This is a genomic window from Amycolatopsis orientalis DSM 43388 (genome assembly GCF_000411975.1).
Lineage (GTDB): Bacteria > Actinomycetota > Actinomycetes > Mycobacteriales > Pseudonocardiaceae > Amycolatopsis > Amycolatopsis orientalis_D.
Genome location: NZ_ASXG01000095.1, coordinates 1 through 20,195, shown reverse-complemented (window position 1 = coordinate 20,195; position 20,195 = coordinate 1). Strand labels below are relative to the sequence as shown.

The window sequence follows — 20,195 nt, the reverse complement described above, 5'->3', positions numbered from 1 at the left end:
TCAGGCGGCCTCGGCCAGCACCTGCGCCACGACCTCGTGCGACGGCAGGATCAGCGCCCGCTCGACGTCCGCGTCGACCTTGCCCTCCAGCAGGTCGACGAACCGGTCGAGCTGGGTTGCCAGCGGTTCGCGCGCGGTGACCAGCTCCGGGATCTCGATCACGGTCTGCTGCCGGTAGCCGAGACCGTCCGGCGTGACCGAATCGTGCGAGACGTGCCGGTAGATCGTCACATCGCGGCGCAGCAGGTCGATCTCGACCATCCGGTCCAGTTCGGACACCATCAGCGACCGGACCTTGCGCTGCGCCAGCCGCGAAGCCGACACCGTGGCGAGCCCGGTGGGGAACGAGAGCACCGTTTCGATGGTGTCCTCGGCCCCGGCGACCGACTGCGGGTGGAAGTAGCCCGCGCTGGAGGTCACCCGGCCCGGCGTGGCTCCGCCGAAGAACTGGATCGCCAGGTCGACGTCGTGCACCAGCAGGTCCCACGCGACCCCGGTCTTGATCCGCGGCGCGTACGGGCCGTGCCGGCGCGCCATCAGGTGCACCGGTTCGTTCACCAGCGCCCGCGCGGTCATCACGGCCGGGTTGTAGCGCTCCAGGAGCCCGCACATCAGCGGGACGTCCTTTTTCGCTGACAGGGCAACGATTTCCTGCGAGAACTCGAGGCTGTTGCACACCGGCTTCTCGACCAGCATCGGCTTGCCCTGGCCGAGAATCTCCTGCGCCAGCTCGTAATGCACCTCGGTAGCCGAGGCGAGCACCACCGCATCCACATCGGACAGCGAGCCGATTTCCGGCGTCCACTCGGTTTCGTAGCGTTCGGCGACCGCGCGCCCGGCTTCCTCGCGCGGATCGATCACGCGGGCCAGGTCCACCCGGTCGTTCTGCGACAGGACCCGCGCGTGCAGCGAGCCCATGTTGCCGGTGCCGACGAGTGCGATGCGGTGCGTCATGCGCCAAGTACCTCGCGAACGGTCTCGATGATCTGGTCCAGCTGGGACTCGGTCAGATGCGGGTGCACCGGCAGCGAAAGCGCCTGCGCGGCAACGGCGGACGCGACCGGGAAGTCCTCGACGCGGGCGTCCGGGATCAGCGGGTGCCCGCGGTAGCAGTCGTAGTCGAAGACGATCTTCGGGTAGTAGATCCCGTTGCCGATGCCCTTTTCGGTCAGCGCGGCGGCGAACTCCTCGCGCGAGAGCATCGCGTGCGGGCCGACCAGCACGGTGTACTGGTGCCACACGTGTTCGCGGCCGGGCAGCACCTGCGGCACCTCGAGCCCCGGCGTGCCGGCGAGGCCTTCGGACAGCCGTTTCGCGTTGGCCTGGCGAGCCGCGGTGAGCTGGTCGAGCTTCTCCAGCTGCGGAATGCCGACCGCGGCGTGCAGGTCGGTCATCCGGTAGTTGTGACCGGCCATCTCGTACTGGTAGCGGGCTTTCATGCCCTGGTTCCGCATGATCCGCAGCTTGTCGGCCAGCGCGTCGTCGTCCGTGGTGATCACGCCGCCCTCGGCGGTGGTCACGTTCTTGGTCGCGTACAGCGAGAAGCAGCCGATGCCGTACGAACCGGCCTGCTTGCCCTCGAACGACGCGCCGACGGCCTGCGCGGAGTCCTCGATGATCCGCAGCCCGTGCTCGGCGGCGAGCGGCGCGAGCTTGCCCATGTCCGCGGTCTGGCCGTAGAGGTGCACCGGCATCAGCACCTTGGTGCGGTCGGTGACCGCGGCCGCGACGGCGTCCGGGTCGATCGCGAAGTCGTCGCGCCGGATGTCGGCGAACCGCACGGTCGCGCCCGCCTCGAGGATCGCGTTCAGCGTCGCGACGAAGGTGAACGGCGAGGTCACCACCTCGTCCCCCGGCTGGAGGTCCAGCGCCTGCAGCGACGCGACGAGCGCGGTCGTCCCGTTGTTCACGGCGATGGCGTGCTTCGTGCCCGCGACATGCGCGAACGCCTCCTCGAAGCGCTTGACCATCGGCCCCTGAGCGATGGCGCCGGATCGCAGCACCTCGACGACCAGGTCCTCCGCGTCTCGGACGTCGACCACGGTAATGGGGATCATCGGCAGTCTCTCTCGGCTGGGGAAATCGATGCGTCCGGTACAGTGCTAGGCGCCCCGGCCGCGAGGCCGGAAAGCCGCCGGTGCCGCGCCCGGACGCACTGCGTGCACGCGGGCCACACGTTACCGGGCGCCGCCGTCAGCCCTCGACCCCAGGCCGTCCCGGCCGGAAGCGAAGAACGGATCACCGACTGTGTCACCTGCGGCACCCAACCGGATCCATCCCACAGCAGTCGTCGGCGAAGGCGTCGAGCTGGGCGAAGGCAACATCATCGGCCCGTACGCGGTCATCGTCGGCCCGGCCCGCATCGGCGACGGGAACTGGATCGGCCCGCACGTGACCATCGGCACGCCTGGCGAGGACCGCGGGCGTCCGCATCCGGCCGCCTGGGAGGGCGCGCCGACCGGCGATCCGGCTCAGGACGGGCACGGCGTCGTCATCGGCAGCCGCAACCGGATCCGCGAGTACACCAGCATCCAGCAGGGCACCTGGCGTGCCACGACGCTCGGCGACGATTGCTACGTGCTGCGCGGCAGCCACATCGGGCACGACGTGCTGGTCGACGACCAGGTCACCCTCGCCTGCAACGTCATGCTCGGCGGCCACACGCACGTCTGGCCGTTCGCGAACCTCGGCATGGGCACGGTCGTGCACCAGGGCGGCAGCATCGGACCCGGCGCGATGGTCGGGATGGGCTCGGCGGTCCGTCGCGAGGTGGGCGCGTTCACCATCACGGTCGGCAACCCGGCCCGGGTCACCGGCGTCAACACGGTGGGCTTGTCGCGCCGCGGCCTGGACGAGGCGGCCGTCGAGGCGCTCGGCCCGTGGGTCAAGGGCAAAGGCGACCTCCCGGCCGACGGCCTGCCCGAAGACCTCTCTACCTTGGTGAGGGCGTGGGACGCACGCCCGCGCGAAGAACACTAAGTGCAAAGGAACGATGACTGTGTCTGACGCTCAGGCCGCGAGGCCGGATGTCGCCCCGAAGCTGCGCGAGGTCTTCGTCGAGGCGCTGGACCTCGACGGGGACGTGGATGTCGAGAACCTCAAGTACCGCGACATCGAGGCGTGGGACTCGGTCGGCCACATGGCGCTCGTCGCCGCGATCGAGGACGAGTTCGACATCGAATTCGACACTGACCAGGTGATCGACATGTCGAGCTTCAAGGTCGCCGTCGACATGGTCACCGACCTCGTGTCGAAGAATGACTGATCTGACCGGACGTGTCGCGCTCGTCACGGGCGGGACGCGGGGAATCGGGCTGGCCACCGTGCGCGCGCTCGTCGAAGCGGGCGCCACCGTCGTGCTGACCGGGAGGAACGAAGACCGGGCGAAGGAGGTCGCCGCCGAGGCGGGCGCCGCCGCCGGTCTCGCGCTCGACGTCACCGACGCGAAGGCGGTTTCGTCGCTGGTCCGAGGCGTCGCGAAAGAGCACGGGGCGCTCGACATCGTCGTCGCCAACGCCGGGGTCCTGGAGGACGCGCTGCTCGGCATGATCAGCGAAGACCTGGTCGATCGCATGTTCAAGACGAACGTCGGCGGCACGATCAACACCGTGCAGGCGGCCTCGCGCGTGATGAGCAGGCGCAAGTCCGGCGCGATCGTCCTGCTGGCCTCGATCGTCGGCGAGAAAGGCAGCGCGGGGCAGACCGCGTACGCCGCGTCCAAAGCCGCTGTCGGCAACATCGCCCGGTCCGCGGCGAAGGAGCTCGGCAGGCACAACATCCGGGTCAACGCGGTCGCGCCCGGGGTGATCGAAACCGACATGACGTCCCATCTCGGCGAGAAGGTCATCGCCGAGCGCATCGAGGACACCGCGCTGGGCAGGCTCGGCAAGCCGGAGGAGGTCGCGAAGGCGATCCGTTTCCTCGCGAGCGACGAGGCCGCCTTCGTCACCGGCCAGGTCCTGGGCATCGACGGCGGCTTGGTGTTGTGAGCGGCCTTGCCGGGACGAGAACCGGCATGAACGCTTACGAGCACGACGAGGAGGTTCGGTGAATCTGGTTGGCGAAGGGGCCCGGCTGGTCGAGGCGGCCGGGGGCCGCACGCTGGCGGGCGACGAGCTGACGACGGAGATCAAGCGGTCCGCGGCCGCGCTGGCGGACCTGCCGCCCGGAGTGCTGTTCGCGCGGATGTCGCTGGACCTGGAGAGCGTGCTGCGGTACCTGGGCGCGTTCGAGGCGGGCCGCGCGATCGCGCTGATCGACCCGGCGCTCGACGCGGACGTGCTCGCCGGCCTGATCACCCGGTTCCGCCCCGCTGCCGTGCTGGCCGCGCCCGAAGCGGACCCTCCGGAGGGCTACCGGGCCGAAGCCGGGCACTGGGTGCGCGAGTCGGCCGACGGCGTCGTTCCGCACCCCGACCTCGCCGTGCTGCTCCCGACCAGCGGGTCCACCGGCAATCCGAAGCTCGTCCGGCTGTCCCGGCAAGGCCTGCTGGCCAACGCCGACGCCATCGCGCAGGTGCTGGAGATCGACGCGGACGAGGTCGCTCCGACCTGTCTGCCGCTGCACTACAGCTACGGCCTTTCGGTACTGAATTCGCACCTTTTGCGCGGTGCGACTGTTGTTATCGAAACGTCTGGTGTGCTTGGCCGCGGATTCTGGGACGCGGTCAAGGAATACGGCGTGACTTCGCTGTCCGGCGTGCCCTATCACTACGAAATGCTGCGCCGGCTGAAGTTCGACCCGGCGAAGTACCCGACCCTGCGGACCCTCACCCAGGCGGGGGGAAAACTGCGGGACGAACTGGTCGCCGAGTTCAACGACAAGATGCGCGCGGTCGGCGGCCGGATGTACGTCATGTACGGCCAGACCGAGGCGTCCCCGCGCATGACGACGGTGCCCGCGGAGCGCCTCGCGGACAAGATCGGCTCGGCCGGTCCGGCGCTGCCCGGCGGCTCGTTCGCCATCCGCCGCGACGACGGCGAGGAAACCACGCATCCCAAAATTGTCGGTGAGGTCCTTTACCGTGGACCTAACGTGATGATGGGTTATGCCGAGGACGAAGCAGGCCTGAGCGCGGGCGACGAATACGGCGGCACGCTGGCCACCGGGGATCTCGGGTACCTCGACGACGAGGGGTACCTGTACATCACCGGCCGGCTCAAGCGGATCGGCAAGGTGTTCGGCAACCGGGTCAGCCTGGACGACCTGGAGCAGGCCGTGCGCACGGCGGCGGTGGGCATCGACGTGGTGGCCGCGGTGCCGGCGGGCGACAAGGTCGTGCTGTTCGCCGAACTGCCCGAGGGCGACGGCGCGAAGGCGATCTGCAAGGACGCGGCGCGGGCGCTGGCCGAGCGGCTGCACCTGCACGCCAGCGGGTTCGACGTGCGTCCGATCGACACCGTGCCGCTGCTGGCCAGCGGGAAGATCGACTACCGGGCGCTGGAAGGACAGGTATGAGTGTGTTCACGCGCTCGCAGGCGGAGCGAGAGGCGGCGCTGCTCCCGGAGCTGGTGGAGCTGACCGCGCACCACCGGGCGAACTCCGCCGGGTACGAGCGCATCCTGGCCTCGCTCGGTTTCGCGCCGGACGCGTCGTTCGACGCGATCGCCGACCTGCCGTGGCTGCCGGTGCGCATGTTCAAAACGCACGACCTGAAGTCCATTCCGGACGCCGAGGTCTTCAAAACCCTCACGTCCTCGGGCACCACCGGGGCCGGCGCGTCGCGGATCTACCTCGACAAGGAAGCGGCGGGCGCGCAGACGAAGCAGCTCGGCGCCACCTTGCAGGAGGTGCTGGGCGGCGAGCGGCTGCCGATGCTGATGGTCGACACCATCGGGATCATCAAGAACCGCCGGTCGTTCTCCGCGCGCGGCGCGGGCGTGCTCGGCATGGCGAACTTCGGCCGCAAGCACACCTACGTGCTGGACGAGAACGACAAGCCGGACGTCGAGGCGGTGCGGAAGTTCCTCGCCGAGTACGGCGACCGCCCGTTCCTGATCTTCGGCTTCACCTTCATGGTGTGGCAGTACCTGTACGAAGTCGCCCGCGAGCACAAGCTCGACCTGTCGAACGGCATCCTCATCCACTCCGGCGGCTGGAAGAAGCTGATCGACCGCGCGGTCGACAACAGCGAGTTCCGCCGCCGGTTCAAAGAGGACACCGGGCTCACCCGGATCCACAACTACTACGGGATGATCGAGCAGATCGGCACCGTGTTCCTCGAGGGCCCGTCCGGGAACTCCTTGTACTGCCCCGATTTCGCCGATGTCGTGATCCGCGACCCGGAGACTTGGGAAGAGCAGCCGGTCGGCAAGCCGGGGGTCATCGAGGTGGTGAGCACCCTGCCGCGGTCGTACCCGGGACACGTGCTGCTCACCGAAGACCTGGGCGTCTACCACGGAATCGACGACGGCGACTGGCCGGGCAAGCACTTCTCCGTGCTGGGCCGGCTGCCGAAGGCCGAGGCTCGCGGATGCTCGGACACGTTTCAGGGAGCGGCCGCGTGAGTGCGTTGGAACAGCGTTTTCCGCTGGGCGATGCGGTTTCGGTCGACGCGCTGCTCGACGAGGTGCGCGAGGAACCGCCCGGCGGCCGGTTGCGCGTCGGCGACCCGCGCGTGGTCGAGTTCGTCGCCAAATTCGCGCGCAAGCTGCTCGCGCCCGCGCTGGCACGCCGGTTCCCGGAGCTGGCCTCCCTGGGTTTCTTCCTGCGCAAGGGAGAACTCGCGAAGTCACTGTCCACTTTGGAAACCAGCGGCGATTCGCTGCGGTTCCCGCGCGGGCTCGTTTTCCACGTGCCGCCGGCCAATGTGGACACCATTTTCGTGTACTCGTGGGCGCTTTCGGCGTTGGCGGGCAACAGCAACGTCGTGCGCGTGTCTTCGCGCTCGGCCGGTGCCGCCGAGGCCGTGCTGGAAGCGTTGAACGCGGCGCTCGAAGACGTGTCGCCGGAGGTCGCGGCCACCATCCGGGCCACCCAGCGCATGGTCACCTACGACCGCAGCGACGAGGTCAGCGGCGCGTTGTCGCTGGCCGCGGACCTGCGGGTGATCTGGGGCGGCGACGCTTCGGTGGCCGCGCTGCGGAAGTACCCGCTGGCCCCGCACGCGCGGGACCTCACCTTCCCGGACCGCTCGTCGTTCGCGATCGCGTCGGTGCGCGGCTGGCAGGAGGCCGCGCCGGAGCAGCGCAAGGCCGCCGCCGAGGGTTTCTACAACGACTCGTACTGGTTCGACCAGGCCGCCTGCTCGTCGCCGCGCGCGGTGTTCTGGGTTGGCGATTCGGCGGCCGCGCAGGCCGCCGGACAGGAGTTCCGCGAGTTGCTCGCGGAGGTGCTGGCCGCGAAACAGCACGTCACCGAGCCGGCGATGGCCGTGCAGAAGCGTGTGTCGGCGTATGGCGCGGCGGTGGACGGGCTGGTGTCGTCGATCCGCTTCGACGGCAACGCGCTGGCCACGCTCGAGCTGGCCGACGCCACGGTGATGCCGCGGGAATGGCTCGGCGCGGGCACGTTCGCGAACGCCGCGGTGGCGTCGCTGGACGAGCTGGTGCCGATTGTCCAGCGCAAAGACCAGACGGTGAGCCAGTTCGGGTTCACCCGCGAGGAACTGACCGGATTCGTGAAGGCGCTCGCCGGACGAGGCGTGGACCGGGTCGTGCCCTTCGGCTCGGCCCTCACGTTCGCCGGGGTCTGGGACGGCTACGATCTGCTGTCCGAGTTCAGCCGGCTGGTCACGGTGCAGGCCTGAGGAGCTGAGAGGCAGTGACGACCGTTCGTACGCCGACGCCGGGGGACGACGCCCCGCCCACCGAGGACGCCCCGACCACCGGGAAACCCCGCAAGTCCACCAAGGCGCGGGTGCTCGACGTCGTGCGCTGGGTCGCCATCCTCTTGGTGATCGGTTTCGCGGCGAAGAGCCTGGCGTCCAACTGGGACGAGTTCTGGCACACGCTGTCCGACGTCGCCTGGCAGTCGTCGGCGCTGAGCCTGGTGGCGCTGGTCCTATCGATTCTCGTGTCCACCTGGGGCTGGCAGGTCCTGGTCGACCACCTCGGCAAGCCGATCGGCTACGCCCGCGGCGCGCAGATCTGCCTGGTCGGCTCGCTCGGCAAGTACGTGCCGGGCTCGGTGTGGGCGTACCTGCTGCAGATGGAACTGGGCCGCAAAGCAGGCCTGGCAAGGGCCCGAATCTTCACCGGCTCGCTGATCCAGCTGGGCGTCGGCGTCGTTTCCGCGCTGGTCGTGTCACTGCTGGCCGCGCCCGCGGTGTTCAGCAACAGTCCGCGGGCGATGTGGTTGTTCGTGCTGATCCCGGTCGGTCTCGCGCTGCTGCACCCGCGGATCCTGACCTGGGGCACCTCGCTGGTCCTGAAGATCCTGCGCCGCCCGCCGCTCGCCGAGCCGCTCGGCTGGAGCGTGGTGTTCAAGACCTTCGGCGCGTCGATGGGCGCCTGGGTGCTGCAGGGCGTGCACCTGTGGTTGCTGGCGAACTCCGTCGGAGCCCCTGGGTTTAGCGGCCTGATCTTGTGCGTGGGCGCGATGGCCGTCGCGATGACGGTCGGCACCTTCGCGTTCATCCTGCCCAGCGGCGTCGGCGTCCGTGAGGTCGCGCAGGTCGCGGTCCTCACGGCAAGCGGCTTGACGGTCGGCCAGGCGACGGCGTTCGCGGTCGCCTCGCGGGTGATGTTCACGGTGGCGGACTTGCTCACCGCTGGCTTCGCCGCGCTGGCCGCGAAAATGACCGCTCGACGGACGGCCCCGGTGGACGCCGCCTGAGTTTCTCGCCGGCGAGGAGGTCCTCCGGATCCGGACGACCTCCTCGGTCAGCGAAGCTGGTTTCAGCCGGCACATCCCAGGGGTTCGGCCTGTGGTCTTGAAGAGGCCGTACTTCACCCTGGAATAGCTGGACCGCGGCTTAAAGGCTCAGCGAATCAGCTGGTAAATCACCGAGTCCTCGTTGCGGTACACCTCTTTCAGAAACGGCAGCCCCTCCAACCCGTTCAAGCCTTCGTCCGCGTACGGGCGTTTCGGTGGGTCAGCCGGGCGGCCCAGGATTACCCAGTGGATGTTCAGCCGCTGTATCGCGGCGCGGACCGCGGGGTCGGTGTCGTAGTCGTGGAATTTCGCGGCGAGCAGGACCGCGTCCGAAGGGGGTTTCGTGCCGTCGTCGTGGGCGGCGACGGTGCGGACGCCGCTGAGTGCGTAGGTCCACGGTGTGCCGTCCCAGCGGTCGTTCATGGCCCATTGTCCTGGCTTCGCGAGCTTGCCCAGTTCGACCATCGCGCGTTCCTCGCCGGGCGTGATGTTCAAATCGCGTGGATCGGGGAGGCGGTATCCCTTCGCGACCACCTCGCTGTTTGACTGCGTGTACAGGCCGTTCGTGGCTCCTACGAAGGCGGCCAGCACCACCGCGGCGAGTGCGGCGGGCGGTACTCGCGCGGGGAGCCGTTCCTTCAACCATTCGTGCAGCGCCGCGAGTCCGTGGCCCGCGATGAACGACAGCGGCACGGTCGCCATCGTGATGAACCGGTACGGGTCGTCCCACCACGGCCGTGCCAGCGCCATGACCAGCGGTGCGTTCGAGGACGAGACCGTCATGTAGAACAAGCCGGTGACCAGCGCGGTCAAGCCGATCCAGCGCAGCGCGCCGAGTCTGCGGAAGAAGATGAACCCGGCCAACAGCGCCACTGACAACAACAGCTGCGGATTTGGTTCGAAGTGCTGGAAACCAAGCAACGCGCCGAGCGCGGTCGTCGCGCGCCATTCGCTTGGCCAGCCGAGGTATTCCACCGTCGAGCTGTTCGCCAGCCCCAGCGCACCGAACAGCTGCAGCCAGGCCGCGAGCATCGACAGCACCGCGATCGGCAGCAAGGCCAGCAGGTCCTTGCCGATCGAACGCCACCGCTCGATCCAGCGCTGCACCAGCAGCGGCCCGGCGAACAGGATCGCGCCGAACAACGTGGACGAGTGGATGCACAGCAGCCCGACCGCCGCGACGATCAGCACGAAGCCGGTGTCCGGTGCGACGCGGTCGAGGTAGCGGCGCAGCACCACAGCGGCCAACGGCGTGAGCGCCATGCCCAGCAGGAACGGGTACAGCGGTCCGCGGTCCATCGATTCGTAGACGCCCATCACCGGCGCGGCCGAGGCGAGTGCGACAGCCCCGGCCAGGACCGCGCGGCCGCGGAACGCCCGCACCATCACCACGAGCGAGAGCGCCAGCAAACCCGGCAGCAGCGCGGTGTTCACGTCCAGCGTGAGCGGGATCGAGCCGCCGCTGAGCGTGTACTGCACGGAGGCGAGCAGGTGGTACGCGTTGGGATAGAAAGGCGGTGAACCGTCGCCGTACCAGTTCATCTTGCCCATGCCGAAAAGGCTGCCGTCGCCGGTTTCGGCGATGTAGCGAACCCCGTTGGCCGCGTACGGCGCGTCGCCGCCCTGTGCGATCGCGCCGAGGTGGCCCATGCCGCGCACCGCCGTGTAGAACCCGATCGCGGTCGCGAGGACCAGGCAAGCGCCGACCGCCCAGTTCGCCCGCGGTTCCCAGGCCCGTTCTTCCGGTTCGTGCGGCCACCGGTGCGCGGTGAGCCGCCGGAGTCCAAACGCGACTGCCGCGAAGAGCACGGTGGCCAGCGCGTATGTCCAGGCGTTGAACGGCAGCCCGAGAGCCGCGGTCCACGGACCGGCGAGGCCGCCGATGGCGTAGCTCAGCAGCGGGGTCAGGCCGGCCAGCAGCCAACCGCGCAGCCCGGCGGCGGCACCGGTGAGGAGCCCGGGAAGCCCGAGCACAAGCAGGCAGCAGGCGATACTCGCTGCCACGGACAACACTGTCGGGTCGCTCGGCACAATCTTCCTCAGGTCGCGGGCGTCCGCCTGTTTCCCGTGGCGGAGGTGAATCGGGCCCTAGGCTAACTGGCACCCATATCCACCCGAACGGCTGATGTCGGGACGATGCGGCCGCGCGCTTGACTGGACTTGGCGAGGAGCGGTCCGCCAGGGTGCGGCGGGTGCGGGAGGCTGGGGCGCGTGGTCTACGCGGTCGTGGGGGGATGGCTGGCGCTGGCCGCGCTGGTCGTCGCCGCTTGGCGGCGGATCGGGCGCGACCGGCGGTGGCGGGTCGCGGTGCTTTTGCTCGTTCTCGGGTTTTCGCTGCTGCATCAGCTGTTGTTCGCCACCGCGACCGAGGACGCGTACGTCAGTTTCCGGTACGCGCAGAACATCGCCGACGGCAATGGCCCGGTATTCAACACCGGCGATCGCAGCGAGACGTACACGAATTTCCTCTGGCTCGTGGTGATCGCATTGCCGCGCGGGGCATTCGGTGCGGAAGTGCCGGCCGCGGCTGTCGTCTTGAGTGGTGCGGCCGCGCTGGGGTGCGTCTTGACGGCATATTTCCTCGCCAACCGCGTTGCCGCGCTCGGGTCGCCGGAGGGGGTTGAGCCTCGACGCTCGATCGGCGTCGCGGCGGCGTTGCTGACCGCGGGGGCGAACGGGCTCGCGGTGTACGGGCTTTCGGGCACTGAGCTGCCGATGTTCGCGTTGCTCGTGCTGTGCGTCGCCTACGCGTTGGTCGCCGGACGGCCGTTGGTCGCCGGGGTGCTCGTAGCTGGTGCGGTGATGACGCGGCCGGAAGGGCTGGCGCTCGCGGTCATCGGTGCGGGATGGCTCGTTTTCGCCGCCGCGCGCGGGCGGCACACCTGGTGGGCTCCGGTCGGGTTTGTGCTGGGCGCGCTGGTTTTCCTGGCTCCGTGGACGGCTTGGCGCGTCACCTACTACGACCGGTTCGTGCCGGACGCGAGCCTGCCGCCCGGCCCGGATTGGCCGTATCTGGGCGGGTTCGCCTTAGCGCACTTAGGGTTTCTCGTCCCGGCCGTGCTCGTCGCGGGTCTGGTGGCGGCACGGGGTCGTGCGGTGGAGGCCAGGTCGGCCTTGTGGCTGTTGCTGGCGCTCGCCCTCGGGCACACCGCGCTCGTGCTCTTCTTCGAGGCGGATCCGGGACTCTCGTGGCGGTTGCTCGTGCCGGTGCCGCCGTTGCTGGCGGTCGCCGCGGTGGCCGGGTGCGGCGTCCTCATGCCGGTGCCGCGGCCGCGCGCGGTTTCCCGGGCGGTTCCGGCGGTTGCTGCGGTGCTCACCGGGGTCGCGGTGGCGGTTTCCCTGTTCAGTCCCGAGGTGCTGGAGCGCGTGCGGGCCTGGAGCACGCAGGGCGCACAGCTGGCCGAGGTCGGCGACTGGCTCGCCCGCTACCTGCCGCCGGGATCCGTCGTGAGCGCCGGGTCGCCCGGACTGCTCGCGAGCCGCGCCGGGTCGAAGGTGCTGGTGGTCGGGTTGGACGCGGAACGGTCGACGCTCGCCGTGCCCGGCCGATCCGGGTACGCGGACCGGCAGGATTGCGCCGACGACCTGCCCGCCTGGTACCGCGTCGCGACCTTCCAGCGCACCGGGACGCCGTTCTGGATCTCGGTGTACCCGCGCGCCGACGACGCCAGCCGGCTCGTCGGCGAACTCGACCGCGCCCCGGACTTCCACTACGTCTCCTGCCCCTGAAGTGTGGCGGAGCCGACCCGTGCAACCTACCGGCGGGAAACCTACGGTCCCGTAGCCTTGGGTGCATGGCTGATTTCGTGTACCCGCCCGTCCTGGTTGCCGCGCGGCTGATGTTCCGGCTGCTCGACAACCGTCTCCGGGTGACGGGTGCCGAACACGTGCCCACCCGCGGCGGCGCGGTGCTGGCCTGCACGCACGTCAGCTACCTGGACTTCATCTACTGCGGCCTCGGCGCCCGCCCGGCGAAGCGGCTGGTGCGGTTCATGGCCAAACAGGAGATCTTCGGCAACCGGGTCGCCGGTCCGCTGATGCGCGGCATGCACCACATCCCGGTGGACCGCGCCGCCGGACAGGCGTCCTACGACGAGGCCGTGGCGCGGCTGCGGGCGGGCGAGGTCGTCGGGGTCTTCCCGGAGGCCACGATCAGCCAGTCGTTCACCGTGAAGGAGATCAAGACCGGCGCGGTGCGGATGGCCGCCGAGGCGGGCGTGCCGGTGATCCCGATGGCGCTGTGGGGCACCCAGCGGCTGTGGACGAAGGGCCGCCCGAGGGACCTCACCCGCAGGCACGTGCCGATTTCGGTGGTGATCGGCGAGCCGATGCGCCCCGGTCCGGAGGACTCGTGCGAGGCGCTGACGACGGATCTCCGCGCCCGGATGTCGGAGCTGCTGGAGAAGGCCCAGGCGGAGTACCCGGAGGCTCCGCAGAGCGACGCCGAACGCTGGTGGCTGCCCGCGCACCTGGGCGGCAGCGCGCCGACGCCCGAGGAGGCCGCCGAGCTCGACCGCCGGTCGTGAGCGCTTAGAACCAGCGCTCCAGCACCTGCGCCACCCCGTCCTCCGAGGCCGGGCCGGTCACTTCGTCCGCCACCGCCAGCACGGCCGGGTGGCCGTTGGCCATCGCGACGCCGTGCCCGGCCCACTGCAGCATCTCGACGTCGTTGGGCATGTCGCCGAAGGCGATCACGGACGATTGGGGCACGTCGAACCGTTCGGCGAGGTCCGCGAGTCCGGTCGCCTTCGTCACGCCGTGCGCGGACAGTTCGATCAGGCCGCCGGAGGACGAGTACGTGATGTCCACCGCGCCGTCGAGGACCGCGCGGGCCGCCTCGGCCATTTCCGCCGACGTCATCCCGCGGCGGCTGACCAGCAGCTTGATCGCGGTTTTCCCGAGCACCTCGGCGCGCGGCGCGGTCCGGCTCTCCTCGTCGCCCCACGGGTTGTGGTACTCCGGCTCGATCACGAAATTGCGCAGCGCGTGGTCCACCGATCCGGTGCTGATCCGTTCCGCCGCCAGCCGGCAGCCGGGCAGCGCGGTGTCCAGCTCCGAGGCCAGGTCGTGCAGCAGTTTCGGCTCGAGTTCGCCATGCACGGCGACCACCGAGTCGGTGCCGATGTCGAGCAGCACAGCTCCGTTGGCGCACACCGCGTAGCCGGTCAGCCCGAGCGGCGCGGCGATCGGCGCGATCCAGCGCGGCGGGCGGCCGGTGCACAGCACGAACGGCACGTCGTCGGCCAGCACCCGCTGTACGACCGACACCGTGCGCGGCGTCACTTGTTCGCTGGGGCCGAGCAGAGTGCCGTCGACGTCGGACGCGATCAACCGGGGTTTCTCCACCCGCCCCATTCTCCCGGTCGCCGCCCGTTCGAGCGAATGTCAGTGCCGGACGTTACGGTCGGCGTCGTGCGAGCAGGCATCGTAATTCTTCCTGAAGACCGCTGGTGGGCGGCCGAGCCGAAGTGGCGCGCGGCCGAGGAGTACGGCTTCGACCACGCGTGGACCTACGACCATCTCGGCTGGCGTTCGCTGGTCGACGGGCCGTGGTTCTCCGCTGTGCCCACCCTCACCGCGGCCGCCATGGTCACCTCCACGATCCGGCTGGGCACCTTCGTCGCCTCTCCGGTCGCACGGCACCCGGTGCCGTTCGCGCGCGAGCTGATCACCCTCGACGACGTGTCCGACGGGCGGTTCGTGCTGGGCGTCGGCGCCGGCGTGGACAGCGCGCGGTACGACGCGCAGGTGCTCGCCGCACCGGAGCTGACCGCGCGGCAGCGGGTCGACCGCTTCACCGAGTTCGTCGAGGCGCTCGACGGGCTGCTGATGACCGACAACTTCGACTTCTCCGGCGAGTACTACTCCGCGCGCGGCGCGCGGAACCTGCCCGGCACCGTGCAGCGGCCTCGGCTCCCGTTCCTGGTCGCGGCCAACGGCCCGCGCACCATGACGCTGGCCGCGCGGTTCGGCGCGGGCTGGGTCACCACCGGGCGCGGCGGGTCCACCCTCGACGAATGGTGGACCGGGATCGCCGAGCTGGTCCGCACGTTCGAGCAGCGGCTCGAAGCGGCCGGTCGCGAACCGGCGAGCATCCAGCGGTACCTGAGCCTCGACTCTGCGCCGGTGTTCTCGCTGAGCAGCGTCGCGGCGTTCCGCGAGGCCGCCGAACGCGCTCGGGAGCTGGGCTTCACCGACGTCATCGCGCACTGGCCGCGTTCGAGCGGGCCGTACGAGGGGCACGAATCGGTGCTGGAAAAGGTCGTCGAGGAAGTGCTGCCGGGCCTCAAGGCCGAGTAAAACGACGGGACCGCGGCCGGGAGAGGCCGCGGTCCCGAGGGTCACCTGATGATCGTGTAGATCTGCGCGCCGGGGTTGCGGTAGACCAGCTGCAGGAAATCGCTGCCCATGAGGTCGCGCAGCCCGGGGGCGATCTGCGCGCCTCTCGCGATCAACCCGCTGCCCACCAGTACGTGGCGCACCTTCAGCCGCTGGACCGCTTCGCGCACGCGCACGTCGAGGTCGTAGTCGCGGAAGTGCAGCGCCAGGTACGTCGCGTCCGGCGACACCGGGCCGCCGCCGTCGTAGTGACCCGCGACCGGGTGCACGCCGGTCAGCGCGTACATCCACGCGGTGCCGTCCAGCCGGTCGTTGAGGACCTTCTCCTCGGGCGGGATGTGCATCCGGCCGAGGAACTCCATAGCCGCGATCTCGTCCGGGCTGACCGGCGGCGTGACCTCGCCCTCCGGCCCGTTGTAGTACAGGAACGACACCGCGGTGGCGTTCGCGGTGCGGTAGAAGCCGCCGGTCAGCACCGCCGTCACGGCCACGACGACCGCCGCCGCCGCGATGCCCAGCCGGGACACCACCCTCGGCCGCGCCTTCGCCCAGCCGATCGAGCGGATCCACTGGGCGGTCCAGCGCTGCAGTTCCGCCATGCCGTGCCCGGCGAGCAGGCACAGCGGGATCGCGGCCAGCGCCATCAGCCGGAACCGGTCGTTCCACCACGGCCGCGACAGCGAGATCACCAGCGGCGAGGCGCCGTAAGACGTGACCAGCACGAACAGCCCGGACAGCCCGATCGCGGACACGACCAGCCAGCGCAGCCTGCCGAGCGTGCGGAAGCTCAGCACGCCGACCACGAGCAGCACGGTGAGCCACAGCTGCGGTTTGTGCAGTACCTGCTGGAAGGTGCCGAGCATGTTCAGCGCGGAGAGGACCGGAAGGTCCGAATTCCACGGCTGATACGGGTACGCGCCGGAGGTGAAGTTGATCGCGCCGAGAATCTGCGGCACCGCGAAAACGACCGAGAACACCATGACCGGCACCGTGCGCACGATGTCGCCGCCGATCACTCGCAGCCCGCCGCGTCCCTCAGGCACGCCGTCCACGCGAAGCCGGCGAAGCGCGCGATACCAGCGCTGCAGCACCAGCGGCGCCGCGAAGAGGACGCCGCCGAACAGCGCGCTGGAGTGCGCACAGAGCAGACCGTCCGCCGTCAGCGCGAACACCAGCCCGGTGTCGACGCCCGGGCGTACGAGGAAGCGTTGCAGCGCGACCACCGTCAGCGGAGTGAGAACGATGCCCAGCGCGTACGGCAGCAGGCCGCTCGACACCGACTCGTACGCACCCGTCGTCGCCGCGGCGGCGATGAGGGCCGCGCAGCCGGCGAAGACCGCGCGGCCGCCCATCTGACGGACCAAGGCGACCATCGACAGCGCGAAGATGCCCGCGACCGGCATGGTGATGGCGTTCAGCGTGACCGGGATGCTCGTTCCGGAGATCTGGTACACGAGCGCGCCGACCAGGTGATACCCGTTCGGGTAGAACGAGCCGTCCGGGTACCAGTTGATCTTGCCCATGCCGATGAGCGAGCCGTCGCCGGTGTCGGCGATGTAGCGGATGCCGTTCGCGTGGAAGACGGTGTCCCAGCGCTGGAAGACCGCTGTCGTCCCGCCGCGCGCGGACAGCACGACGGCGATCGACAGCGCCGTCGCCACCACGACGCACGTGGCGACCGACCACTGCGCGCGCGTGCTCCAGGCCACCGGGGGCTCCTCCGCGCCCGGCGTGATCCAGCCGCGGACGAGGCACAGCCGCCGGACCCCCCAGGCGACCCCGGCCAGCAGCAGAGTGCAGGCCGCGGCGGTGAAGACGTTGTACGGAAGGCCGACCGTCGACAACCAGGGCCCAGCCAGGCCGGTGACGGCATAGCTGAGCAGCGGCGCGAGCCCGGCGAGGGCCCACCCGCGCACTCCCGCGGCCCGGCCGATCAGGCCGCCCGGGACCGCCAGCACGGCCAGGTATGCGGCGACCGCGCCGAAATACGTCCAGAAGGTGTCTGGTGCAGGCATGCTTCTCACGTGTGTAGTGCCGGTAAAACCTGGCGGGATGCCGAGGTCGGTTCGGGCCGCGGTCGCGCGACTGCGTACCCTGAGCGCCCGTGAGCGAGCACACGAACTCCGCCAAGATTACTGAAGACGACTTTCGCGGTTACGACCTCGTCGTCGTCGGGTCCGGTTTCTTCGGCCTGACCATCGCCGAACGGGCCGCGGCCGAGCTGGGCAAGAAGGTCCTGGTCCTCGAGCGCCGCCACCACCTCGGGGGCAACGCCTACTCCGAGGTCGAGCCCGAAACGGGCATCGAGGTGCACCGCTACGGCGCGCACCTGTTCCACACGTCCAACAAGCGGGTGTGGGAGTACGTCAACCGCTTCACCGAGTTCACCGGGTACCAGCACCGGGTCTTCGCCCGGGTGAAGGACCAGGTCTACTCGTTCCCGATGAACCTCGGCCTGATCAACCAGTTCTTCGGCAAGTCGCACACGCCGGACGAGGCCCGCGAGCTCATCGCGAAGCAGGCCGCGGAGTTCCGCACCGAGGACGCGCAGAACCTCGAGGAGAAGGCGATCTCCCTGATCGGCCGCCCCCTCTACGAGGCGTTCATCCGCGGCTACACCGCGAAGCAGTGGGAGAACGACCCGAAGAACCTCGGCACGAACATCATCAACCGGCTGCCGGTCCGCTACACCTTCGACAACCGGTACTTCAACGACACCTACGAGGGGCTGCCGGTCAACGGCTACACCGCGTGGCTCGAGAAGATGGCCGAGCACGAGAACATCGAGATCCGGCTGAACGTCGACTACTTCGACGTGCGCGACCTGATCCCGGCGGGCACCCCGACCGTCTACACCGGGCCGCTGGACCGCTACTTCGACTACTCGGCGGGCCGGTTCACCTGGCGCACCGTCGACTTCGAGTCCGAGGTCGCGCAGACGGGCGACTTCCAGGGCACCTCGGTCGTGAACTACAACGACGAAGAGGTCCCCTACACCCGGATCATCGAGTTCCGCCACTTCCACCCGGAGCGGGACTACCCGAAGGACAAGACGGTCATCTTCCGCGAGTACTCCCGCTTCGCGAAGGAAGACGACGAGCCGTACTACCCGATCAACACCGCCGAGAACCGCGAGAAGCTGGAAAGCTACCGCGAGCTGGCGAAGATCGAGGCGCGCGAGAAGAACGTCCTGTTCGGCGGACGGCTGGGCACGTACAAGTACCTCGACATGCACATGGCCATCGGGTCGGCGCTGTCGATGTTCGACAACAAGATCGCCCCGCACTTCACCGACGGTGCGCCCCTCGACGGGACGATCGATGCTTGAGAAAGACACCCCGCGCGGTGAAGTGGCCGTGCTCGCCAGCGCCCAGAAGGCGCTGAAGAAGCCGGGCACGGTGCAGGCAGCGCGGGGAATGTCGCTGTTCGGGGAGCACAGCGCGGGATGGTTCGCGCTGGGCTTGCTCGGAGCGGCGGTGGACCGCGACCGGCGCAAGGACTGGCTGGTCGCGGCGGCCGGAGTGGTGGGCGCGCACGCCGCGTCGATCGCCGTGAAGCGCGTCGTGCGGCGGCGCCGGCCAGACCATCCCAGCGTGGAGGTACTGGTCGGCACGCCGAGCAAGCTGAGCTTCCCGTCGTCGCACGCGACGTCGACGACGGCGGCGGCGGTGCTTTACTCCGGATTGACCGGGCGTAACCTGGTCCCCGCCCTGGTACCGCCGATGCTCGCCTCGAGGCTGCTGCTCGGCGTTCACTATCCGACAGACGTTCTTGCCGGAGCTGCCCTGGGAGGCGCAGTCGGCGGTCTGATCCGACGGAAGCTGACCACAAAGCGATGAGCGAAACGACCGACGAGCGAACCGAAAACGCGTCCGGTACGGCCGAATCCGCGGAAGCGAAGGAATCGGCTGCCGAGAAGACCGAGGTCGCTGAGGAAACCGAGAAGACCGAAACCCCGGCCGCCCCGGCGCCGGCCTCGGGGACGAGCCCGGTGGGTCTCGTGCTCGGGGTGATCAAAACCGCGCGCCCGAAGCAGTGGGTGAAGAACGTCCTCGTCTTCGCGGCGCCGTTCTTCGCGTTCTCCAAGGCGACGAACCGGACTGAGCTGGTCCTCGACGCGCTGATCGCGTTCGTGGCCTTCTCGCTCACCGCCTCGTCGGTCTACCTGATCAACGACGCCGTCGACGTCGAGGCCGACCGGGCCCACCCGACGAAGCGCAACCGCCCGATCGCGGCGGGCATCGTCCCGGTCCCGGTCGCCTACGTCTCGGCCGTGGTGTTCTTCCTGGCCGGTCTCGCCGTGTCGTTCGCGGCGGACTGGCGGCTGGCGATCGTGCTGGCGGTCTACGAGGCCGTGCAGCTCGGCTACTGCTTCGGCCTCAAGCACCAGCCGGTGGTGGACCTGGCGATCGTCGGCTCGGGCTTCCTGATGCGCTCGGTGGCCGGCGGTGTCGCGGGCGGCATCGCGATGTCGCAGTGGTTCCTGCTGGTCACCGCGTTCGGCTCGCTGTTCATGGTGGCGGGCAAGCGCTACGCGGAGATCATGCTGTTCGAGCGCACCGGCGCGAAGATCCGGTCCTCGCTGAAGAAGTACTCGGCGAGCTACCTGCGCTTCGTGTGGGCGACGTCCGCGGCGATCCTGATCATGTCCTACTGCCTGTGGGCGTTCGAGATCCGCCAGGCCGAGCACAACTCGGTGTGGGCGGTCGTGTCGATGGTCCCGTTCGTGATCGCGGTGCTCCGCTACGCGGTCGACGTGGACGGCGGCAACGCCGGCGCGCCCGACGAAATCGCCCTGAAGGACCGCGTGCTGCAGGTGCTCGGCGCGACCTGGGTCGTCACCCTGTTCCTGTCGTTCTACCTGTGAACGGCGCGCGGATTACTGTGCCGATCGGTACTAATCCGACCACAGCCACGGCCTAATGACTTCGTAGCAACGGTTACGTGCCGGGCGGGGGTCGGCCTACTTTTGGTCGGATTAGTACTCCAGCTGTAGTTCGTGATCGGGTGCTGGTTGTTGGTGTCGCTGCTGGTAGTGGCTT

Annotated in this window: 18 protein-coding genes; 13 read left to right on the top strand and 5 right to left on the bottom strand. The window is 69.4% G+C overall.

The window, feature by feature from the left end; all coding sequences use genetic code 11:
* Both L942_RS19140 and L942_RS19135 read right to left on the bottom strand, forming a co-directional pair.
* Positions 1-954 (bottom strand): Gfo/Idh/MocA family protein, encoded by a 954-nt coding sequence (locus L942_RS19140; protein WP_037362248.1) that lies wholly within the window; start codon positions 952-954, stop codon positions 1-3.
* Positions 951-2,057 carry a DegT/DnrJ/EryC1/StrS family aminotransferase gene (locus L942_RS19135; protein ID WP_037362247.1) on the bottom strand — a complete coding sequence of 369 codons (1,107 nt, stop codon included), beginning with the start codon at positions 2,055-2,057 and terminating at the stop codon, positions 951-953. Before L942_RS19135 ends, L942_RS19140 begins: the two co-directional genes overlap by 4 nt.
* Positions 2,058-2,247: 190 nt before the next feature.
* Between L942_RS19135 and L942_RS19130 the strand changes: the two genes are divergently transcribed.
* From L942_RS19130 to L942_RS19100, 7 genes are read left to right on the top strand one after another with little or no spacing between them, the layout of a single operon-like run.
* Positions 2,248-2,979 (top strand): UDP-N-acetylglucosamine acyltransferase, encoded by a 732-nt coding sequence (locus tag L942_RS19130; RefSeq protein ID WP_037362245.1) that lies wholly within the window; start codon positions 2,248-2,250, stop codon positions 2,977-2,979.
* 13 nt (positions 2,980-2,992) lie between these two features.
* The gene (locus tag L942_RS19125; protein WP_037362243.1) at positions 2,993-3,265 is read left to right on the top strand and encodes an acyl carrier protein; all 273 of its coding nucleotides are present in this window, start codon (positions 2,993-2,995) and stop codon (positions 3,263-3,265) included.
* Complete coding sequence (locus tag L942_RS19120; RefSeq protein WP_037362242.1) at positions 3,258-3,989, top strand: SDR family NAD(P)-dependent oxidoreductase; 732 nt, start codon at positions 3,258-3,260, stop codon at positions 3,987-3,989. Before L942_RS19125 ends, L942_RS19120 begins: the two co-directional genes overlap by 8 nt.
* 58 nt (positions 3,990-4,047) lie before the next feature.
* Positions 4,048-5,457 (top strand): AMP-binding protein, encoded by a 1,410-nt coding sequence (locus L942_RS19115; protein WP_037362240.1) that lies wholly within the window; start codon positions 4,048-4,050, stop codon positions 5,455-5,457.
* Positions 5,454-6,506 carry a LuxE/PaaK family acyltransferase gene (locus L942_RS19110; RefSeq protein ID WP_037362239.1) on the top strand — a complete coding sequence of 351 codons (1,053 nt, stop codon included), beginning with the start codon at positions 5,454-5,456 and terminating at the stop codon, positions 6,504-6,506. The genes L942_RS19115 and L942_RS19110 overlap by 4 nt, the downstream gene beginning before the upstream one ends.
* Positions 6,503-7,747 carry an acyl-CoA reductase gene (locus L942_RS19105; RefSeq protein WP_037362237.1) on the top strand — a complete coding sequence of 415 codons (1,245 nt, stop codon included), beginning with the start codon at positions 6,503-6,505 and terminating at the stop codon, positions 7,745-7,747. Before L942_RS19110 ends, L942_RS19105 begins: the two co-directional genes overlap by 4 nt.
* Before the next feature lie 14 nt (positions 7,748-7,761).
* Positions 7,762-8,775 carry a lysylphosphatidylglycerol synthase transmembrane domain-containing protein gene (locus L942_RS19100; RefSeq protein WP_037362236.1) on the top strand — a complete coding sequence of 338 codons (1,014 nt, stop codon included), beginning with the start codon at positions 7,762-7,764 and terminating at the stop codon, positions 8,773-8,775.
* 147 nt (positions 8,776-8,922) lie between these two features.
* On the opposite strand, the gene L942_RS19095 is transcribed toward L942_RS19100, so the two are convergent.
* A complete protein-coding gene (locus L942_RS19095; protein ID WP_326929348.1) occupies positions 8,923-10,818 on the bottom strand; it encodes a DUF6541 family protein in 1,896 nt (631 codons plus the stop codon).
* Between the two features lie 207 nt (positions 10,819-11,025).
* On the opposite strand from L942_RS19095, the gene L942_RS19090 reads away from it, so the two are divergent.
* Together L942_RS19090 and L942_RS19085 are read left to right on the top strand one after the other, a co-directional pair.
* Complete coding sequence (locus L942_RS19090) at positions 11,026-12,543, top strand: hypothetical protein (RefSeq protein WP_037362235.1); 1,518 nt, start codon at positions 11,026-11,028, stop codon at positions 12,541-12,543.
* A gap of 65 nt (positions 12,544-12,608) precedes the next feature.
* Complete coding sequence (locus L942_RS19085) at positions 12,609-13,340, top strand: lysophospholipid acyltransferase family protein (RefSeq protein WP_037362233.1); 732 nt, start codon at positions 12,609-12,611, stop codon at positions 13,338-13,340.
* 4 nt (positions 13,341-13,344) lie between these two features.
* Here L942_RS19085 and L942_RS19080 read toward each other — a convergent pair whose 3' ends face one another.
* On the bottom strand, positions 13,345-14,169 hold the full coding sequence (locus L942_RS19080) for an HAD family hydrolase (protein WP_106964943.1): 825 nt from the start codon (positions 14,167-14,169) through the stop codon (positions 13,345-13,347).
* Positions 14,170-14,226: 57 nt separating this feature from the next.
* On the opposite strand from L942_RS19080, the gene L942_RS19075 reads away from it, so the two are divergent.
* On the top strand, positions 14,227-15,114 hold the full coding sequence (locus L942_RS19075; RefSeq protein WP_037362268.1) for an LLM class flavin-dependent oxidoreductase: 888 nt from the start codon (positions 14,227-14,229) through the stop codon (positions 15,112-15,114).
* Between the two features lie 41 nt (positions 15,115-15,155).
* Here L942_RS19075 and L942_RS19070 read toward each other — a convergent pair whose 3' ends face one another.
* Positions 15,156-17,168: a DUF6541 family protein gene (locus tag L942_RS19070; RefSeq protein WP_037362231.1), complete on the bottom strand. Its 2,013-nt coding sequence runs from the start codon at positions 17,166-17,168 to the stop codon at positions 15,156-15,158.
* Between the two features lie 89 nt (positions 17,169-17,257).
* On the opposite strand from L942_RS19070, the gene glf reads away from it, so the two are divergent.
* From glf to L942_RS19055, 3 genes are read left to right on the top strand one after another with little or no spacing between them, the layout of a single operon-like run.
* Positions 17,258-18,481, top strand: coding sequence for a UDP-galactopyranose mutase (gene glf, locus L942_RS19065; protein WP_037362230.1), 1,224 nt, complete (start codon positions 17,258-17,260; stop codon positions 18,479-18,481).
* Positions 18,474-18,992 (top strand): phosphatase PAP2 family protein, encoded by a 519-nt coding sequence (locus L942_RS19060; RefSeq protein WP_037362228.1) that lies wholly within the window; start codon positions 18,474-18,476, stop codon positions 18,990-18,992. The genes glf and L942_RS19060 overlap by 8 nt, the downstream gene beginning before the upstream one ends.
* Positions 18,989-20,020 carry a decaprenyl-phosphate phosphoribosyltransferase gene (locus tag L942_RS19055; RefSeq protein ID WP_037362226.1) on the top strand — a complete coding sequence of 344 codons (1,032 nt, stop codon included), beginning with the start codon at positions 18,989-18,991 and terminating at the stop codon, positions 20,018-20,020. The genes L942_RS19060 and L942_RS19055 overlap by 4 nt, the downstream gene beginning before the upstream one ends.
* Positions 20,021-20,195: the final 175 nt, after the last annotated feature.

What these genes read in the sequence shown, in the direction of transcription:
- L942_RS19120 (WP_037362242.1), top strand. Translation starts at nt 3,258, where the DNA reads ATGACTGATCTGACCGGACGTGTCGCGCTCGTCACGGGCGGGACGCGG.
- L942_RS19135 (WP_037362247.1), bottom strand. Translation starts at nt 2,057, where the DNA reads ATGATCCCCATTACCGTGGTCGACGTCCGAGACGCGGAGGACCTGGTC.
- L942_RS19085 (WP_037362233.1), top strand. Translation starts at nt 12,609, where the DNA reads ATGGCTGATTTCGTGTACCCGCCCGTCCTGGTTGCCGCGCGGCTGATG.
- L942_RS19070 (WP_037362231.1), bottom strand. Translation starts at nt 17,168, where the DNA reads ATGCCTGCACCAGACACCTTCTGGACGTATTTCGGCGCGGTCGCCGCA.
- L942_RS19125 (WP_037362243.1), top strand. Translation starts at nt 2,993, where the DNA reads ATGACTGTGTCTGACGCTCAGGCCGCGAGGCCGGATGTCGCCCCGAAG.
- L942_RS19055 (WP_037362226.1), top strand. Translation starts at nt 18,989, where the DNA reads ATGAGCGAAACGACCGACGAGCGAACCGAAAACGCGTCCGGTACGGCC.
- L942_RS19080 (WP_106964943.1), bottom strand. Translation starts at nt 14,169, where the DNA reads ATGGGGCGGGTGGAGAAACCCCGGTTGATCGCGTCCGACGTCGACGGC.
- L942_RS19110 (WP_037362239.1), top strand. Translation starts at nt 5,454, where the DNA reads ATGAGTGTGTTCACGCGCTCGCAGGCGGAGCGAGAGGCGGCGCTGCTC.
- L942_RS19060 (WP_037362228.1), top strand. Translation starts at nt 18,474, where the DNA reads ATGCTTGAGAAAGACACCCCGCGCGGTGAAGTGGCCGTGCTCGCCAGC.
- L942_RS19140 (WP_037362248.1), bottom strand. Translation starts at nt 954, where the DNA reads ATGACGCACCGCATCGCACTCGTCGGCACCGGCAACATGGGCTCGCTG.